The organism is Mesorhizobium sp. B2-5-4, from assembly GCF_006441095.1.
Classification (GTDB): Bacteria; Pseudomonadota; Alphaproteobacteria; order Rhizobiales; family Rhizobiaceae; genus Mesorhizobium; species Mesorhizobium salmacidum.
In genome coordinates, this window is record NZ_VFUR01000002.1 from 85697 (window position 1) to 101735 (window position 16039).

Annotated in this window: 14 protein-coding genes; 12 read left to right on the plus strand and 2 right to left on the minus strand. The window is 65.0% G+C overall.

The features are described from left to right. Window positions 1-6: 6 nt before the first annotated feature. The 6 genes from FJ492_RS02965 (at window position 7) to FJ492_RS02990 (ending at window position 6480) form a co-directional block, all read left to right on the plus strand. Window positions 7-1437, plus strand: a complete 1431-nt coding sequence (locus FJ492_RS02965; protein WP_140768415.1) for a hypothetical protein — start codon at window positions 7-9, stop codon at window positions 1435-1437. Between the two features lie 158 nt (window positions 1438-1595). Beyond that, entirely contained in the window at window positions 1596-2900 is a 1305-nt protein-coding gene (locus FJ492_RS02970) for an ABC transporter substrate-binding protein (protein ID WP_140768417.1), read from the plus strand. A 298-nt stretch (window positions 2901-3198) separates the two neighbouring features. Continuing rightward, window positions 3199-4080: a branched-chain amino acid ABC transporter permease gene (locus FJ492_RS02975; RefSeq protein ID WP_140748779.1), complete on the plus strand. Its 882-nt coding sequence runs from the start codon at window positions 3199-3201 to the stop codon at window positions 4078-4080. Continuing rightward, window positions 4077-5039: a branched-chain amino acid ABC transporter permease gene (locus FJ492_RS02980; RefSeq protein ID WP_140748782.1), complete on the plus strand. Its 963-nt coding sequence runs from the start codon at window positions 4077-4079 to the stop codon at window positions 5037-5039. The genes FJ492_RS02975 and FJ492_RS02980 overlap by 4 nt, the downstream gene beginning before the upstream one ends. Continuing rightward, window positions 5036-5761, plus strand: a complete 726-nt coding sequence (locus FJ492_RS02985) for an ABC transporter ATP-binding protein (RefSeq protein WP_140508321.1) — start codon at window positions 5036-5038, stop codon at window positions 5759-5761. The genes FJ492_RS02980 and FJ492_RS02985 overlap by 4 nt, the downstream gene beginning before the upstream one ends. Continuing rightward, window positions 5758-6480 carry an ABC transporter ATP-binding protein gene (locus FJ492_RS02990; protein ID WP_140768419.1) on the plus strand — a complete coding sequence of 241 codons (723 nt, stop codon included), beginning with the start codon at window positions 5758-5760 and terminating at the stop codon, window positions 6478-6480. Before FJ492_RS02985 ends, FJ492_RS02990 begins: the two co-directional genes overlap by 4 nt. An 82-nt stretch (window positions 6481-6562) precedes the next feature. Here the strand turns inward: FJ492_RS02990 and FJ492_RS02995 are convergent, their stop codons facing one another. Together FJ492_RS02995 and pncA are read right to left on the minus strand one after the other, a co-directional pair. Next, window positions 6563-7981: a sodium:proton antiporter gene (locus tag FJ492_RS02995; protein ID WP_140768421.1), complete on the minus strand. Its 1419-nt coding sequence runs from the start codon at window positions 7979-7981 to the stop codon at window positions 6563-6565. Between the two features lie 34 nt (window positions 7982-8015). Next, window positions 8016-8630 carry a bifunctional nicotinamidase/pyrazinamidase gene (gene pncA / locus FJ492_RS03000; RefSeq protein WP_140715458.1) on the minus strand — a complete coding sequence of 205 codons (615 nt, stop codon included), beginning with the start codon at window positions 8628-8630 and terminating at the stop codon, window positions 8016-8018. A 331-nt stretch (window positions 8631-8961) separates the two neighbouring features. On the opposite strand from pncA, the gene FJ492_RS03005 reads away from it, so the two are divergent. Genes FJ492_RS03005 through FJ492_RS03030 form a run of 6 tightly spaced genes read left to right on the plus strand, consistent with a single transcriptional unit; the run spans window position 8962 to window position 16023 of the window. Continuing rightward, complete coding sequence (locus tag FJ492_RS03005; RefSeq protein WP_140768423.1) at window positions 8962-9816, plus strand: xanthine dehydrogenase family protein subunit M; 855 nt, start codon at window positions 8962-8964, stop codon at window positions 9814-9816. Further along, window positions 9813-12566 (plus strand): molybdopterin-dependent oxidoreductase, encoded by a 2754-nt coding sequence (locus FJ492_RS03010; RefSeq protein ID WP_140768425.1) that lies wholly within the window; start codon window positions 9813-9815, stop codon window positions 12564-12566. Before FJ492_RS03005 ends, FJ492_RS03010 begins: the two co-directional genes overlap by 4 nt. Continuing rightward, window positions 12563-14104: a 6-hydroxynicotinate reductase gene (locus FJ492_RS03015; RefSeq protein ID WP_140768427.1), complete on the plus strand. Its 1542-nt coding sequence runs from the start codon at window positions 12563-12565 to the stop codon at window positions 14102-14104. Before FJ492_RS03010 ends, FJ492_RS03015 begins: the two co-directional genes overlap by 4 nt. Beyond that, window positions 14104-14988, plus strand: a complete 885-nt coding sequence (locus FJ492_RS03020) for a UPF0280 family protein (RefSeq protein WP_140508335.1) — start codon at window positions 14104-14106, stop codon at window positions 14986-14988. Before FJ492_RS03015 ends, FJ492_RS03020 begins: the two co-directional genes overlap by 1 nt. Next, window positions 14981-15565: an amino acid synthesis family protein gene (locus tag FJ492_RS03025; protein ID WP_140768429.1), complete on the plus strand. Its 585-nt coding sequence runs from the start codon at window positions 14981-14983 to the stop codon at window positions 15563-15565. Before FJ492_RS03020 ends, FJ492_RS03025 begins: the two co-directional genes overlap by 8 nt. Then, entirely contained in the window at window positions 15562-16023 is a 462-nt protein-coding gene (locus tag FJ492_RS03030) for a MarR family transcriptional regulator (RefSeq protein WP_140768431.1), read from the plus strand. Before FJ492_RS03025 ends, FJ492_RS03030 begins: the two co-directional genes overlap by 4 nt. The last annotated feature ends 16 nt before the right edge of the window (window positions 16024-16039 follow it).

The window sequence follows — 16039 nt, forward strand, 5'->3', positions numbered from 1 at the left end:
CGCGGGATGGAAAACCTGGATAGGTCGAGTTCCGCCGTAGAACGCCACTGTCCGTCACGGGCCCTCTTGCTTGCCGCCTTGTGGCTCGTCTCCCCCACCACCGCCTTCGCCCACGCCTCCGAACGCGGCCACGTCCTGCTTCTCCCCACCGGCTATTACCTGATCGGCGGCGCCTTCGCCGTAGCAGCCAGTTTCCTCGTCCTGGCATTGCTCCCACCCGACACCCTCGGCCTCCTTTGGCGCCGGCGGCTGCCGCTATTCGCCTTCGGCGACAGCACCCGCGCCACCATCAGCCTGATCTCCTTTGCCGGCTTTGCAATTTTCATCGCCGCCGGCTTGCTCGGCAGCCGCGACCCCCTCTCCAACCCGCTGCCATTGGTGATCTGGACGCTGCTATGGGCCGGTCTGACCCTGCTGCAAGGCGTGCTCGGCGATCTCTGGTCGTGGCTCAACCCCTGGTGCGGCCCGTGGCGGCTGCTGTCGCGCGGCAGAAGCGATGACGCGCAACTTCCGCAGTGGCATGGCTGCTGGCCGGCCGTCATCCTGTTCTTCGCCTTTGCCTGGTTCGAACTCGTCTATCCATCCCCTGACGATCCGGCGCGGCTGGCATGGGCAGCCGGCCTCTATTGGCTGCTCACCTTCATCGCCATGCGGGTGTTCGGCTACGACAAGTGGAGCCGCAGCGGTGAATTCCTCGGCATCTTCTTCTCGATGGTTGCCCGCTTCGCGCCGGTCGAGCGCGATGACAAAGGCCGTCTTGCGCTGTGCTGGCCGGGCGCCAGGCTGCTCACGGCCGAGCCATTGCCCGCCAGCGGCATCGCCTTCCTGCTGCTCGCTTTGTCCTCGGTCTCCTTCGACGGCCTGTCGAAGACCTTCTTCTGGCTCGGCCTGTTCGGCATCAACCCGCTCGAATTTCCAGGCCGTACGGCGGTGATCGGCAGCGGCAGCCTTGGCCTTGTCCTGGCATTCGTGCTGCTCGCGGGAGTGTTCCTGGTTGCGGTAATCCTCGGTCAGTGCCTTGCCGGCAGCGATAAACCGCTCGCCCAGGCGGCGGGCCTGCTGGTGTGGTCGATCGTGCCGATCGCGCTCGCCTACCATGTCGCGCACTATCTGACGGTGCTGCTGGTCGACGGCCAGTATGCATTGGCCTCCCTGTCCGATCCGTTCGCGCTGCGCTGGAATCTGTTCGGCACCGCCGACATGCAGGTCGAAGCCGGCGTCGTTGCCGGCGCAGCGTCAGCGTGGTGGCTGTGGAATGTCCAGGCCGGCGCCATCATCCTTGGCCATGTGCTCGCGGTTCTCGTCGCCCACGGCCTTGCCTGGCGCCTGCATCCGCAACCTGCCCGCGCCGCGCTCAGCCAGTTTCCGCTCACCGTTTTGATGATCGCCTACACCATTTTCGGTCTCTGGCTGCTTGCCACGCCGACGGTCGGATGAGACAAGCCATTTCCTATGGGTCATGCCCTGACGGAAAGCTCGCTTGCCAGGCCAAGCCTTTGGTGATTTAGTTTGTACACATGCAATTTTGCATCCTCTTGCCGAGGATGTTCGAGCCGCCTTATCGTTGGTCAAAACACAAAAACAGGGGAACGAACGTGACTGACAAGAACGGATTTTTCGATCTCTCCAAAACCACACTCACCCGCCGTACCGCGCTGAAGGGTCTCGCCGCCGGCGCTGGCCTCGCCATGGCGCCCGGCTTTGTCCGCTACTCCCAGGCACAGAGTTCGGCGCCGATCAAGATCGGCTTTCAGTCGCACCGCACCGGCATTGGTGCCGCCTATGGCCGCTGGTACGAGAAGACGACCGCCGCCGCGATCAAGGCGATCAATGCCGCCGGCGGCATCAATGGCCGCCAGGTCGAGGTGATCATCGAGGATGACGGTACCGATCCAGGCCGCGGCGCCGAAGTGGTCGGCAAGTTCGCCACCCAGCACAAGACCGACATCGTCTTCGGCACGCTGTTCTCGCATGTCGTCATTGGATCGGCGCCTGCCGCCGGCGAAAACAAGATGCCCTACTTCGTCGTCAGCGAAGGCCACCACGTCGCCTCGACCAAGCTCAACCGCTATGTCTTCCAGCCCGGCATCACCGACGTGAAGAGCCAGATCCAGTCGATGGCGCCATGGATCGCGGCTAATGCCGGCAAGAAGGTGACGCAGATATTCCCCGATTTCGCCTTCGGCTACGACCATCGCGACTACCTGCCGCCGGCGCTGAAGGCGCAAGGCGCCGAGGTGATCGCGCAGATCGCCATTCCGCCGACGGAGAGTTCCTTCACCAAATACTTCCCGCAGATACCGGCCGAAACCGAGGTGATTTACCACGTCATGGTCGGTCCGGCGGTGCTCACCTTCGTCAAGGAGCTCGGCGAGTTCTACGGTTCGAACCGGCCGCAGCTGTTCGGCTTCATCGATTCGCTCGAAGCCGTCGACATCAACAGCCCCGGCCTCGAGTTCCTCGACGGCAGCCATTTCTGGGAAGGCTCGCCGCGCTACGCCCAGCCGGATGACACCGAAGCGCAGAAGGCCTATCGCGCCGCCGTCGGCATCGACGACAATGGCGCCGCCGTCGGCGACCCCAAGGACGTCTCCACCGCCGCGCACATGTTCGGTTGCTGGGAAACGCTCTATGTCGTCAAGAAGGCGATGGAAGACGCCGGCTACAAGGGACCGGAAGACCGCGCCAAGCTGGTCGAGGCGACCGAAGCGCTGAAGGAATTCGCCGAAGGGCCGGAGCATCCGCAAGGACCAAAAACCTTCAACGGCAAGATCCACCAGTGCTTTGGCATCCAGAACATCTCCAAGGTCGAAGGCGGCAAGCTGAAGGTCGTCCACAAGACCAAGATCGAGGACGGGCTTTACGAAGCCGAAGGGGATTACACGACGCAGGCGCTCTAGGCTCATTCCAGCAAGCGTGAGCGCCAAGCCACCCCCCTCTGTCCTGCCGGACCCGGCCCTGCGCTATCGCTCCGGGCGTTCGTCGTTCGGAAAGCCACGCAATTGGCTTTCCGTCCGCTGCGCGGACCACTTCTCACCCCCCTCAAGGGGGGAGATCGGCGGTAATGACCACTTTCGCCAATCTCCAAAGCCGATAGATCGCCGCCTTCGCAAACGTTGCCCATCTCCCCCCTTGAGGGGGAGATGGGCGGCAGGTCAGAGGGGGGCGCTTCGCGCCACCCTATCGGACGTGTAATCGATGCACTTCGGCCCCCACCTCCTCCTCGCAACCCTCGAAGGCCTCGTCACCTCGGCCGTGCTGGCGCTGACCGCGCTTGGCTTGTCGCTGGTGTTCGGCGTCATGCGTGTCGTCAACGTCGCCCATGGCGAGTTCTTCATGCTCGGCGCCGTGCTTGCATGGGCGATCACATCGGCAATCGGCGGCCATCCGGCCCTCGGCTTCCTGGCGGCGCTGGTGATTGCGCCGCTGATCGTCGGCGCCATCGCGCTGATTGCCGAACGGCTGGTGCTGCGCCGGCTCAATTACAATCCGGAAGCCACCATCGTCGCCACCATCGGCATGCTCTACATCATCCAGCAGCTGGCGCTGACTTTCTATGGTCCCGAAGCGCGACCCGTCGAGCCGCCTTTCAGCTACCGCATCCTTTTGCCGTGGTTCGGCTATTCCGGCTACAAGTTGTCTGTTATCGCCGCATCCGCTCTCTTGTTGATAGCGACATGGCTTGTGCTGACGCGCACGAAAATCGGCCTGATCATGCGTGCCACGCAATATGACAGCGAAACGGCGCAGGCCTTCGGCATCCCTGTCGGCCGTGTCTATGGCGGCGTCTTCGCGCTCGGCGCCATGCTGGCGGCGATCGCCGCGGTGCTGATCGTGCCGATCAGCCAGGCGCACTACCTGATGGGGCAGGACCCACTGCTGCTGTCCTTCATCGTGGTCATCATCGGCGGTCTCGGCTCGCTGCGCGGCACCGTCGTCGCCGCCGTACTGATCGGCCTGTCCGACGGCATCATCTCGATGTTCTTCTCGCCGACGTTGGCCAAGATCATCGCCACGCTGCTGGTCGCCATGGTGCTGGTGTTCCGGCCGCAAGGCCTGTTTGGGACGGCATCGCGATGAGCGAAGCTTCGCCGGCAAAGGCGTACGCGCTGCACCTCGGTGTGATTGCCCTGCTCTTCGTGCTGAGCTTCCTGCTGCCGGAGTATTATCACGGCCTGCTCGCCCGCATCATGGTGCTGGCGGTCTTCGCGATGGGCTACAACATGCTGTTCGGCTATGTCGGCCTGCTCAGCCTCGGCCATGCCATGTTCTTTGGCGCCGGGCTTTATGGCGCCGGCCTTGCGGTCATCCAGCTCGGCTGGAGCGTGCCGGCGGCATTCGCCGCGGGTCTCGGCTGTGGGGCCGTTCTCTCCCTGATCATCGGCCTCTTGGCGCTGCGCACCACGGGCGTCGCCTTCATGATCGTCACCATGATGTTCGCCCAGGTGTTTTATCTCGCCATCCTCTATTTCGCGGCCTGGACCGGGGGCGACCAGGGCATGGTCGTGCCGCAGCCGGCGCGTGTCCTCACTTTCGGCGGAACCTCGCTCGACCTCACCGATCCGACCGTGCGCTACATGAGCGCGCTGGCGCTGTTCTCGCTCGTGCTTCTGATGATGCTCGCCATCGTCCGCTCCCGCTTTGGCCGCGTGCTGGTCGCCATCCGTGAAAACGAAGAGCGCACGAAGATGCTGGGCTACGACACCTTCTCCAACAAGCTCGCAGCCGTCGTCGTCTCCGGCACGATCTGCGCGGCGTCCGGCGCCGCCTACGCGCTGCTGTTCGGCTATGTCGGCTCGAGCTTCGCCTCGGTGCAGTATTCGATCCTGCCGCTGCTGTGGGTGCTGCTCGGGGGTGCTGCCACAACGCTTGGACCGCTGATCGGCACGCTGTTCATGTACTATGTCATCGACGTCACCAGCGGCTACACATCGGCCTATCTGCTCATCGTCGGCATCGCGTTGATCCTGCTTGTGCTGTTCTTCCCGAAGGGCATTCTCGGCAGCATCCGCCAGCGCTGGCTCGGGTGGTTGCCATGACGCCGCTTTTGACCACCAAGGGTCTGTCGCGCAATTTCGGCGGCCTGCGCGCCGTCGACAGCGTCGACTTCACCTTGATGCCCGGAGAAATCCGCGCCGTCATCGGCCCCAACGGCGCGGGCAAGACCACCTTCGTCAGCCTTGTCAGCGGCCGCATCCAGCCCTCTTCGGGGGCGATCCTCTTCGACGGCGCCGACATCACCGGCCTGCCGGCCTATGTCAGGGTCCGCCAGGGCATCGCCTACACATTCCAGATCACCAGCGTCTTCGCCAACCTCAGCGCCTATGACAATGTCGCGCTGCCGGTGCAGCGCACGCTGAGCGACGGCCGCTCGAAGGGTGCGGTACGGGCCGGCGTCATGTCGGCGCTCGAACGCACCGGGCTGGCCGGCCGCGCCCATATGCCGGCCGGGCAATTGTCTTACGGGCATCAACGATTGCTTGAAGTGGCGATGGGCCTGGCGCTGAAGCCGCGCCTGCTGATCCTCGACGAGCCGACGCAAGGCCTGGCCGACAGCGAGATCGATAATTTCATCGAACTCGTGCGCGACATCGCCAAGAACGCCACCGTGCTGCTGATCGAGCACAACATGCCGGTCGTCATGCAACTCGCCGACCGCATCACCGTCTTCAACGCCGGCAGGATCCTGGCCGAGGGCACCCCGGAAGCGATCCGCGACAACGCCGCGGTGCAGGACGCCTATCTGGGGACGGCCCCATGAGGGAGACGAGCAAGACCGATGCACTGGTGATCTCCGGGCTGGACTGCTTCTATGGCGAGGTCCAGGTGCTCTACGGGCTCGATCTCGTGCTGAACAAGGGCGAGGTGCTTTGCCTGTTCGGCCGCAACGGCGCCGGCAAGACGACGACGCTGAAGGCGATCATGGGCCTGGTTCCAGCGAGTGCCGGCTCGATCAGGCTCGCCGGGCAAGAATTGACCGGCCTGCCGGCGCATGACGTGCCGAAGGCAGGCGTCGCCTATGTGCCGCAGGGAAGGCGGCTGTTCGCCGAGATGACTGTGGCCGAGAACATCGCGATCGGGCTGATGGCGCGCGGCAAGGGCAATGCGACGCGCGAGAACGTTCTCGACCTCTTCCCGCTGCTGCGTCAACGGCTGCGGCAGCGCTCCGGCACCTTGTCCGGTGGCGAGCAGCAGATGCTGGCCATGGCGCGTGCGCTCTGCCTCGAGCCGCAGGTGCTTTTGCTCGACGAGCCGACCGAAGGGTTGATGCCGTCGATGATCGCCAAGATCCGCGAGACGGTGTCAAAGCTGCGCGAGATGGGTGTCTCCACCGTCCTGGTCGAGCAGCGGGTCGATGCCGTGCTGTCGGTCGCCGATCGCGTTTGCTTTATCGAGAACGGCCGCAACCGCGAGACGGTCGATGTCGAGACCTTGCGCGCCGACCCGTCGGCGGTCAGGCGCTATGTCGGTGTCGGCTGACGGGAGCAATTCCAGGAAAAGTGCAGCGGTTTTTCCGGGAAAAGCGTGTAGCGCTTTCGCTTGGGAATTGCGTCGAATGGATCTAGCCAAAGAACAGAAACCCCGCGATCAAAAAGGTCGGGATCAGCACCAGCCCGGACCACAGCATATACCCGAAGAAGCCCGGCATCTTGACGCCGCGATGCCTGGCAATGGCATAGACCATGAAATTGGGTGCGTTGCCGATATAGGTGTTGGCCCCCATGAACACGGCACCCGCTGAGATCGCGGCAAGCGTCGAGGCGAACTCGGTCATCAGGTGCTGAGGGTCGCCGCCCGCCAACTCGAAGAACACCAGATAAGTCGGCGCATTGTCGAGGAAGGACGACAGCGCCCCGGTCAGCCAGAAATAGGCAAGGTCGTTTGGCGCGCCTTGTGCCGAGGTGACGAGCGCGACAAGCGGCGCCAGCGCGCCGTCATGGCCGGCCCTCAAAATGGCGACGACCGGAACGATGCAGGTGAAGATGCCGGCGAACAATTTGGCCACTTCCGCGATCGGACCCCAGTTGAAGCCGTTCGCTTCGCGGTGGCTCTTATACGAGAGGGGAAGCGATAGCAGGGCCAGCACGAGGATGATCGCGTCGCGTATCAGGTTCTGCAGCTCGAGACTGACGCCGAACATCAAAAAGCTCACGCCCGGTTTCCAGGCTGCCGACAGCAGGATGGCGCCGATCACACCGGCCAACAGCGGAAGGTTGGCCAGGCCGCGCAGGCGCACCTTCGTATCCGGGGTCGGATCCTTGATCTTCGGCGCGCCGGCCTCGCGCCGGTGCAGGATGAGGTCGATCGCCAGGAACGCCGCCAGCACGACGACGCCGACGAACAGCGTCTCCCGGTAGAGGTTGGTGGTCGTCCAGAAGAAATCGACGCCGCGCAGGAAGCCGACGAACAGCGGCGGGTCGCCGAGCGGCGTCAGCGAGCCGCCAATGTTGGACACCAGGAAAATGAAGAAGATGACGACATGGGCATTGAAACGCCTGTTGTCGTTGGCGCGCAGGATCGGCCGGATCAGGATCATCGAGGCGCCGGTCGTGCCGATCACCGAGGCAAGCAGCGCCCCGACGATCAGCAGTCCGGCATTGACCAGCGGTGTGCCGTGAATATTGCCGGCAAGCAGGATGCCGCCCGAAATCGTGTAGAGCGCAAACAGCAGGACAATGAACGACATGTATTCGGTGAGCAGCGCGTGCAGCACCGCCTCGGTTGCCGCCGGGGCACCGAAGGCGACCGCGAGCGGCACGATCACCAGCGCCGCCCACAAGGCGGTGATCTTGCCGTAGTGGTGTTCCCAGACATGGTGGAACAGCAGGGGCCCGGTGGCGATCGACAGGAGCAGCCCGGCAAAAGGCAGCGCCCACCAGAGCGACATCGTGGCGCCAGGCAGGCCGTGTTCTTCAGCCGCGAATGCCGATACCGGAAACAGCATCGCGACGACGATCGCACCGGCCGTCCCGATCGCCATCGGCAAAGATCCCCTTCTGCCCCCCACGGTGCGGTCAGCCGGACGTGTGATCTTCGAGCGTCACGCCGGCATCGCGCATTCTCGCCAGCATTGTCTCGAGCGATCCGTTGAGATCGATGCCACGGCAGGCATCGAGCCTGACCGTGGTTCTAAAACCCTGTTTGACCGCATCCAGCGCCGAGAAGGCGACACAGAAATCGGTCGCCAGGCCGACCAGGGTCAGCGTGTCGATACCGCGCTCCCGGAGATAGCCGGCGAGCCCGGTGGGCGTCGCGTGATCGTTCTCGAAGAAGGCGGAGTAGCTGTCGATGGCGGACCGAAAACCCTTGCGGATGACGAGCTCGGCCTTTGTCCACGCAAGGCCGGAATGGAAATCCGAGCCGAGACTGCCCTGAATGCAATGGTCCGGCCACAAAGTCTGTGGGCCATAGGGCATCTCAATCATCGAAAAGGGCTGCGCGCCGGGATGGCTGGAGGCAAAGCTGGAATGGCCGGCGGGGTGCCAGTCCTGCGTCAGCACGACGTTGTCGGTTCGCCGGATCATGTCATTGACCAGCGGCACGATCTCGTCGCCGCCGGCCACCGCCAGCGCGCCGCCCGGGCAAAAATCGTTCTGCAGGTCGATGACAACGAGCGCTTCGTCGGCCATGGGGCTTCCTTCCTGTCAGGCTAGGGCTCGGGCTCCGAACGAGGGGCTCGGCGAAAGAAAAAGCCGCTGGCGCGACCGGAGGGAGAAACTTGACCAGATGGCGGGCCGCGTCAACCTCCAGCGGCATAACAAATGCGTGGCGATGCCAGCCACATTGGCATCGGCGTAAACTCTGGCTTTGACAATTTCCGCCGTCTTGATATCATTTGCATACGAATGAATTTGTCGGATTGAAACCGGCAAGATATTCCCGGGGGTAAGCTCCTTGGGAGGGCCGGTTTCGGGAAAGGCCCATCTTATTGGGAAGGCCAATCTTGTTGGAAGGCAAAGCGTGATCCGTTACGCGAAACCCACCACGGTCGACGAGGCGCTCGCCCTGCTTGGCGAGGGCGCCTGGCGTATCCTTGCGGGCGGCACGGATTTCTATCCGGTGCAAGGCAGCAAGCCGTTTCGCGACAATGTGCTCGACATCAACGGCCTGGCAGCGCTGCGCGGCATCGCCGAGACCGGCAGTCACTGGATCATCGGCGCGCGCGCGACCTGGACCGACATCATCCGCCATCCCTTGCCCCCGGCCTTCGATGCGCTGAAACAGGCCGCGCGCGAGGTCGGCTCGGCGCAGATCCAGAACGTTGCCTCGGTCGCTGGCAATCTCTGCAACGCTTCGCCGGCCGCCGACGGCGTGCCGGGATTGCTCGTGCTCGACGCCGAGGTCGAGCTGCGCTCGGCGGCGGCGACACGCCATCTGCCCTTGGCGGAGTTCATCCTGGGCAACCGCCGTACGGCCTTGCAGCCTGGCGAGATGGTGACGGCCATCCGCGTGCCGAAACCCACCGGCACATCGGCCTTCGTCAAGCTTGGCGCCCGGCGCTATCTCGTCATCTCCATCGCCATGGTGGCGGTGCGTCTGGTTGTCGAGAATGCCACTGTCGCGGATGCGGCCGTCGCCGTCGGCTCCTGTTCCGCCGTTGCCAGGCGGCTTGCCGGTATCGAGGCGGCGTTGCGCGGGCTTCCCCTGGATGCCGGGCTTGTTGCCGCGGTTCGTTCGGCGCCGATGGCTGAGCTGTCGCCGATCGCCGATGTGCGCGGCAGCGCCGAATACAGGCTGGACGCGGTGCGCGAGATCGTTGCCCGCGCCGTGCTCGAGGCCGCTGGAAAGCCGGCAGGCGACAAGGTGGCCGCATGAGCATGGATCGCGCTGATATCGCCTTCACGGTCAACGGCGCCGCCGTCTCGGTCAACGTGCCGCCGCTGCGCCGGCTGTCCTCGGTGCTGCGCGATGAATTGCGGCTGACGGGAACAAAGGTCGGCTGCGACGCCGGCGACTGCGGCGCCTGCACGGTGCTGGTCGACGGCGACCCCGTCTGCGCCTGCCTGACGCCGGCGGCCTCGGCTGCCGGCACCGCGGTGACGACGGTCGAGGGCCTCGCCAATGGCCGGCTGTCGGCGCTGCAAGCCTCGTTCCTGGCGCATGGCGCCGCGCAATGCGGCATCTGCACGCCGGCACTGCTGGTCGCGGCAACCGCGCTGCTGGACACGAAACCCAGGCCGACCGAGACCGAGGTGCAGGATGCGCTGGGCGGGATCCTCTGCCGCTGCACAGGCTACCGGAAGATCATCGCGGCGGTGATGGAGGCTTCCCACCAGGCCGCGAGCCTGGATTTCCGTCTGCCTCGGTCCGGTCACGCCATCGGCGCGTCACCGGTCAGGCTCGACGGTGTACCAAAAGTGACCGGGGCCGAGAAATTCGGTGGCGATTCTTTCCCGGCCGATGCGCTTGCCGTGCTGGTGATCCGCTCGCCGCATTATCATGCCGGCTTCGCCTTCGGCGACATCGATGGCTGGGCAAGCCGCCATCCCGGTATTGCGGGCGTCTTCACGGCCGCCGATATCCCGGGCAAGAACTGCTTTGGCGTTATCGGCCCGTTCGCCGACCAGCCGGCGCTGGCCGAGGGCGTTGCCCGGCTTCGCGGCGAGGCGGTCGCCCTGGTCGCCGGCGAGCGCGAGGCGATGCTGGATCTCGATCTGTCGGATTTCCCGGTCCGCTGGACCGAGCTCCCACATGTTCTCCACCCTTGCGACGCGCAGGCCACAGGTGCGGCGCTGATCCACGAAAGCCGCCCGGCCAATTTGTTGACCAAGGGCTTCGTCGAACGCGGCGATCCCGAGTTAGCACTTGCCAGTGCGGCCTTCACCGCGAGCGGCACGATCGACACCTCCTATGTCGAGCACGCCTATATCGAACCGGAAGCCGGCTATGCCTATCTCGACGGCGACACGCTGGTCGTCGTCGCCTGCACACAGGCGCCTTATATGGACCGCGACGAGACGGCGAAGGTGCTTGGCCTTGCCGTAGACAAGGTGCGCATCGTGCCGACCGCGACCGGCGGCGGCTTTGGCTCCAAGCTCGACGTTTCCCTGCAACCTCTCATCGGCCTTGTGGCGCTGAAGACCGGGCGGGCGGCGGCGCTCGCGTACACCCGCAACGAATCCATGATGTCGACCACCAAGCGCCATCCGGCGCGGATGAAGGCCACCATCGGCGCCGACGCCGACGGTTACGTCACCGGCATGGTCTTCGAAGGCGATTTCAACACCGGTGCCTATGCCAGCTGGGGGCCAACGGTCGCCAACCGCGTGCCGGTGCACGCCTCCGGCCCCTATGCGACGCCGAACTACCGCGCCGAGGGCCGCGCAATCCACACCCATGGCCCGATTGCCGGGGCCTTCCGTGGCTTCGGCGTGCCGCAGGCGACGATCATGCAAGAGACGCTGTATGACGAACTCGCCGGCAAGCTCGGCATGGACCGGCTCGACTTTCGCCTGAAGAACTGTCTTCGGAACGGCTCCGAAACGGTTACCGGGCAGCTTCTGGAGTCTGGCGTCGGCATCGCCGAATGCCTTCAAGCCCTGCGGCCGCATTGGGCGCGGGCGACGGCCGATGCGGATGCTTTCAACAGTGCCAGTATCGACAGAAAGCGTGGCGTCGGCATCGCTTCGTGCTGGTATGGCTGCGGCAACACATCGCTGCCCAATCCGTCGACCATCCGGGTCGGCATCGTGGCTGACGGCGCGGTCATCCTGCACCAGGGCGCGGTCGATATCGGCCAGGGCTCCAACACCGTCATCACGCAGATTTGCGCCGACGCGCTCGGCCTGCCTCTGGAAAAATTCCAGTTGAAGAGCGCCGATACGGCGATCAGCCCCGACGCCGGCAAGACTTCGGCCTCGCGACAGACTTTCGTCACCGGCAAGGCGGCCGAGAAGGCGGGCCGCGCCCTGCGCGAAACAATCCTGCGCTTTGCTAATGTCTCGGACAAGGCTTCCCTTCAACTGGATGGCCCGGCGATCGTCATCCGCGAAGGCGAGGCGACACGCCGTATCGATCTTGCCTCGCTCGAGATGGATGCCGACGGCTTCGTCTTCCGTGCCGAGGAGACCTATGACCCGCCGACGCTGCCCCTCGATGCCAAGGGCCAGGGCAAGCCCTACGCGGTCTATGGCTATGGCGCGCAGATCGCCGAACTCGAGGTCGACCTCAAGCTCGGCACGGTCAAGCTGATCAGGATCATCGCCGCGCATGACGTCGGCAAGGCGATCAATCCGCTGCTGGTCGAGGGCCAGATCGAAGGCGGCATCGCGCAAGGCATAGGCATGGCATTGATGGAAGAATACATACCCGGCCGCACCGAGAACCTGCACGACTATCTCATCCCGACCATTGGCGACGTGCCGCCGATCGAGACCATCCTTATCGAGGTCCCCGATCCTGAAGGGCCATTCGGCGCCAAGGGCCTGGGCGAGCACGTGCTGATCCCGACGGCGCCGGCGATCCTCAACGCCATCCGTCACGCCACCGGCGTGCTGGTCACCAAGGTGCCGGCAACGCCAAGCCGCATCCTGGCGGCCATCCGCGAGAAGGAGGCACGCACATGAGCGAGCTTGCCGAACGCTTCGAAACCCATGATCCCGGCGAGAAGCTGGTGGCGGAAAAGATCCGCTGCGATGCCTGTCCCGTCATGTGCTACATCGCTGACGGCCGCACCGGCGCCTGCGATCGCTATGGCAATGTCGCGGGCCGGATCGTGCGCATGGACCCGCTGACCATCCTGGACCATGCGGCCGAGACCGGCGCCGCCATGGTGCCCTTTGTCGCCGAGGGCGAGCAGTGGGACGGCGAGCTGGTCAACACCGGCCGCCGCTTCGTCACGGCAATCGGCGCCGGCACCACCTATCCCGACTACAAGCCCGCTCCCTTCATCGTCAGCCAGGAAGTCGAGGGCGTCGATCTCGTCACCGTGGTCACCGAAGGCATCTTCTCCTATTGCGGCGTCAAGGTGAAGATCGACACCGACCGCCATATCGGACCCGAAACGGCTATTGTGCGGGCCGAGGGTGAGGCGATCGGCCATGTCACGACGGGAGAATACGGCTCGCAGATGCTGTCGCTGGGCGGCGTGCATCATCTGACCGGCGGCTCCAAGGCGGAAGGCCGCGCTACCTGCGACGCGCTGCTCAATCTGTGCAACCGCAAACCGGTGGAGCTCAGCATAGCCGGCGGCGCCACGGTCGTTGTCGAAGCCGGCAAACCGCCCGTCATCGACGGCAAGCAGGAACATCGCATGCGCGTCGGCTGCGGCTCGGCAACCATCGGCATGTTCGCCACGCAATGGCGCGGGCTGGTCGACGAGGTGGTGGTGGTCGACGACCACATCACCGGCGTCGTCTCCGAACACCAGGCGGGAAAGGTGCTGGGCTGGCAGGATACCGGCATCAAGATCATCGGCCGCCGCTCGACACCAGGCCGCTATTTCAAGGTCTCGGAGCCAGGATTGGGCTGGGGCGGCACCAGTATTTCCGATCCGCTGTCGATCCTCGGCGAGTGGAATGCCAAGAAGGGCGCGCGCCCGGGCCTGTCGCTGCTGATGGTTTCGACCACCGGCGAGCAGTTCGCCTATTACGAGCTCGACGACGAGCTGAAACCGATGCAGAAGCCGTTTCCCGATCGGCTGCGGAAATCGGTCAACCTGATCGAGGACAATTGCGAGCCGGCCTTGTGCACCGTGCTGTTCATCGGCGGTGCCGGTGGCTCGCTGCGTGCCGGCGTCACCGAAAACCCGGTCAATCTCACGCGCTCCGTGCAAGGCCTGAAAACCTATGTCACCGTGGGCGGCGCGCCGGTCTATGTCTGGCCGGGCGGCGGCATCACGCTGATGGTCGATGTCACCAGGGTTCCGGAAGGCGCCTTCGGCTATGTGCCGACGCCGGCACTGGTGGCGCCGATCGAATTCACCCTGCGTCGCGACGATTACGTCAGGCTCGGCGGCTACGAGGCCGAAATCCGCAGCGTCGCGGACATCGTCGCCAAGGGCGGCGAGTATCTCAATCCCCGGCGCGGCACGGGTGCTGCAACCCAAAATCCATGGCCGCCACTGGCGCAGTTGCGCCGCACGGGCTCGGACGGGGCCGGCTGATGCAAGGTCCGCAAGCGCATTGGCTGCAGGACGGCAAGCGGCTGCATCTCAACCATGGGCCGATCGACCTGATCGTCGAGGCTTTCGGTGATGCCGATGAGTGTCGCGCGGCCTACGCCCAAGCCGTCGCGCGCTTCCAGACGATCCTGATCGAGTTGGTCGAGGAGCTTCCCGAACTGCGCCTTCCTGCATTCTTCCTGGCGCCGCGCGCCTTCGCCGGTCCAACCGCGCGCCGCATGGAAGCAGCCGTCATGCCCCTGGCGGAATGCTTCATCACCCCGATGGCCGCCGTTGCCGGATCGGTAGCCGACGAAATGATCGCCGCGCTGCTTGCCGGCCGCAAGCTCGACCGCGCCTATGTCAACAATGGCGGCGACAGCGCCCTCCACATCGACAACGGCCGGTCGATGGGATTGGCGGTCGCCGGCACCGGCAACGGCATGGCCGACCGGATCACGATCCGCGCGCAAGATGGCGTGCGTGGCGTCGCAACCAGCGGCTGGCGTGGCCGCTCCTTCTCGCTTGGCATTGCCGACGCCGTCACCGTGCTCGCGCGGACTGGCGCCGAGGCCGATGCGGCGGCGACGCTCATCGCCAACGCGGTGGACCTGCCCGGCAATGCCGCCATCAGGCGCATTCCCGCACACGAGCTGTCGCCCGACAGCGATCTTGGCGCGCGGCTGGTGACACAAGGCGTCGGCACGCTTGCACCTGATGAGGTGGCGCGGGCGCTGGACAATGGCCTTGCCGTCGCCGAAGATTTTCGCCGCCGCGGCCTGATTGCCGCATCGGCGCTGTTTCTTGGCGGGGAAGCCCGTATCAGCGGCTCCGTTGCACTGGCCGCGTCCAACAAGCATGAACCGGAGGAAGTTGCCCATGCCTGAATTTCCGATCCGCAAGATCGCGGTGCTGAGCGAAGAGATCTTTCACGAAGGCGGCCCGGTCGCGGAAGTGCCGCGCCGGCGTGCCGCCGCCATGGCCGTGGTCAGGAATCCGTTCGCGGGGCGCTATGCCGAAGATCTGCAAAGCGCCATGGACGATCTGAAGCCGCTCGGCCTGCTGCTCGCCGACCGGCTGATCGCCGCACTCGGCGGCGACGTGAAGCAGATCGATGGCTACGGCAAGGGCGCCATCGTCGGCACGGCTGGCGAACTGGAACATGGTGCGCTGTGGCACGTGCCGGGCGGTTATGCGATGCGCGAGCGGCTGGGCGATGCCAAGGCGATCGTGCCCTCGGCCAAAAAGGTCGGCGCCTTCGGCTCAAAGCTCGACGTGCCGCTCGGCCATATCAACGCCGCCTATGTGCGGAGCCATTTCGACGCCATGGAAGTCGGCATCAGCGACGGCCCGCGTCCTGACGAGATCCTGTTCTGCCTCGTCATGACCTGCGGCCCTCGCGTCCATAACCGCATGGGTGGCCTCGCGGCGGACGACATAAAAGCCTGGGACGGGTTGCGGTGAGCGGCGGGGACAACCTGCTCAAGTTGGTCGAGGCCGAAGAGGCCGACGACCACGACTACCTGCTGCAGGAACAGGTCGGCTTCATCCTGCGCAAGGCGCACCAGCGCCATGTCTCGATCTTCGCCGCCCGTATCGCCGATCTGACGCCGCCGCAATTCACGGCCCTGGCCAAGCTGCGCGATGTCGGCGAGACCTCGCAGAACCAGCTCGGCACGCTGATTGCCATGGATGCGGCGACGGTGAAGGGCGTCATCGACCGGCTGAAGGCGCGTGGCTTTGTCGAGCTTTCCAGGCATGAAGTCGACAAAAGGCGGCTGCTGGTCAACCTGACGACCGAGGGCCGCGACGCGATCGAGCGCCTGATCCCGCTTGCAAGGGAGATCACGCAGGAAACGCTGGCGCCGCTCACGGTCAAGGAGGCCGCCACTTTCATGAAGCTGCTGGCGAAGCTGGCGTAGATTGATTCTGCCGGGC

Bases quoted from the DNA above. Each gene is read 5' to 3' on its own strand.
- FJ492_RS02965 (WP_140768415.1), top strand. From the start codon at position 7: ATGGAAAACCTGGATAGGTCGAGTTCCGCCGTAGAACGCCACTGTCCG.
- FJ492_RS02975 (WP_140748779.1), top strand. From the start codon at position 3,199: ATGCACTTCGGCCCCCACCTCCTCCTCGCAACCCTCGAAGGCCTCGTC.
- FJ492_RS02980 (WP_140748782.1), top strand. From the start codon at position 4,077: ATGAGCGAAGCTTCGCCGGCAAAGGCGTACGCGCTGCACCTCGGTGTG.
- FJ492_RS02985 (WP_140508321.1), top strand. From the start codon at position 5,036: ATGACGCCGCTTTTGACCACCAAGGGTCTGTCGCGCAATTTCGGCGGC.
- FJ492_RS02990 (WP_140768419.1), top strand. From the start codon at position 5,758: ATGAGGGAGACGAGCAAGACCGATGCACTGGTGATCTCCGGGCTGGAC.
- FJ492_RS02995 (WP_140768421.1), bottom strand. From the start codon at position 7,981: ATGGCGATCGGGACGGCCGGTGCGATCGTCGTCGCGATGCTGTTTCCG.
- pncA (WP_140715458.1), bottom strand. From the start codon at position 8,630: ATGGCCGACGAAGCGCTCGTTGTCATCGACCTGCAGAACGATTTTTGC.
- FJ492_RS03010 (WP_140768425.1), top strand. From the start codon at position 9,813: ATGAGCATGGATCGCGCTGATATCGCCTTCACGGTCAACGGCGCCGCC.
- FJ492_RS03015 (WP_140768427.1), top strand. From the start codon at position 12,563: ATGAGCGAGCTTGCCGAACGCTTCGAAACCCATGATCCCGGCGAGAAG.
- FJ492_RS03020 (WP_140508335.1), top strand. From the start codon at position 14,104: ATGCAAGGTCCGCAAGCGCATTGGCTGCAGGACGGCAAGCGGCTGCAT.
- FJ492_RS03025 (WP_140768429.1), top strand. From the start codon at position 14,981: ATGCCTGAATTTCCGATCCGCAAGATCGCGGTGCTGAGCGAAGAGATC.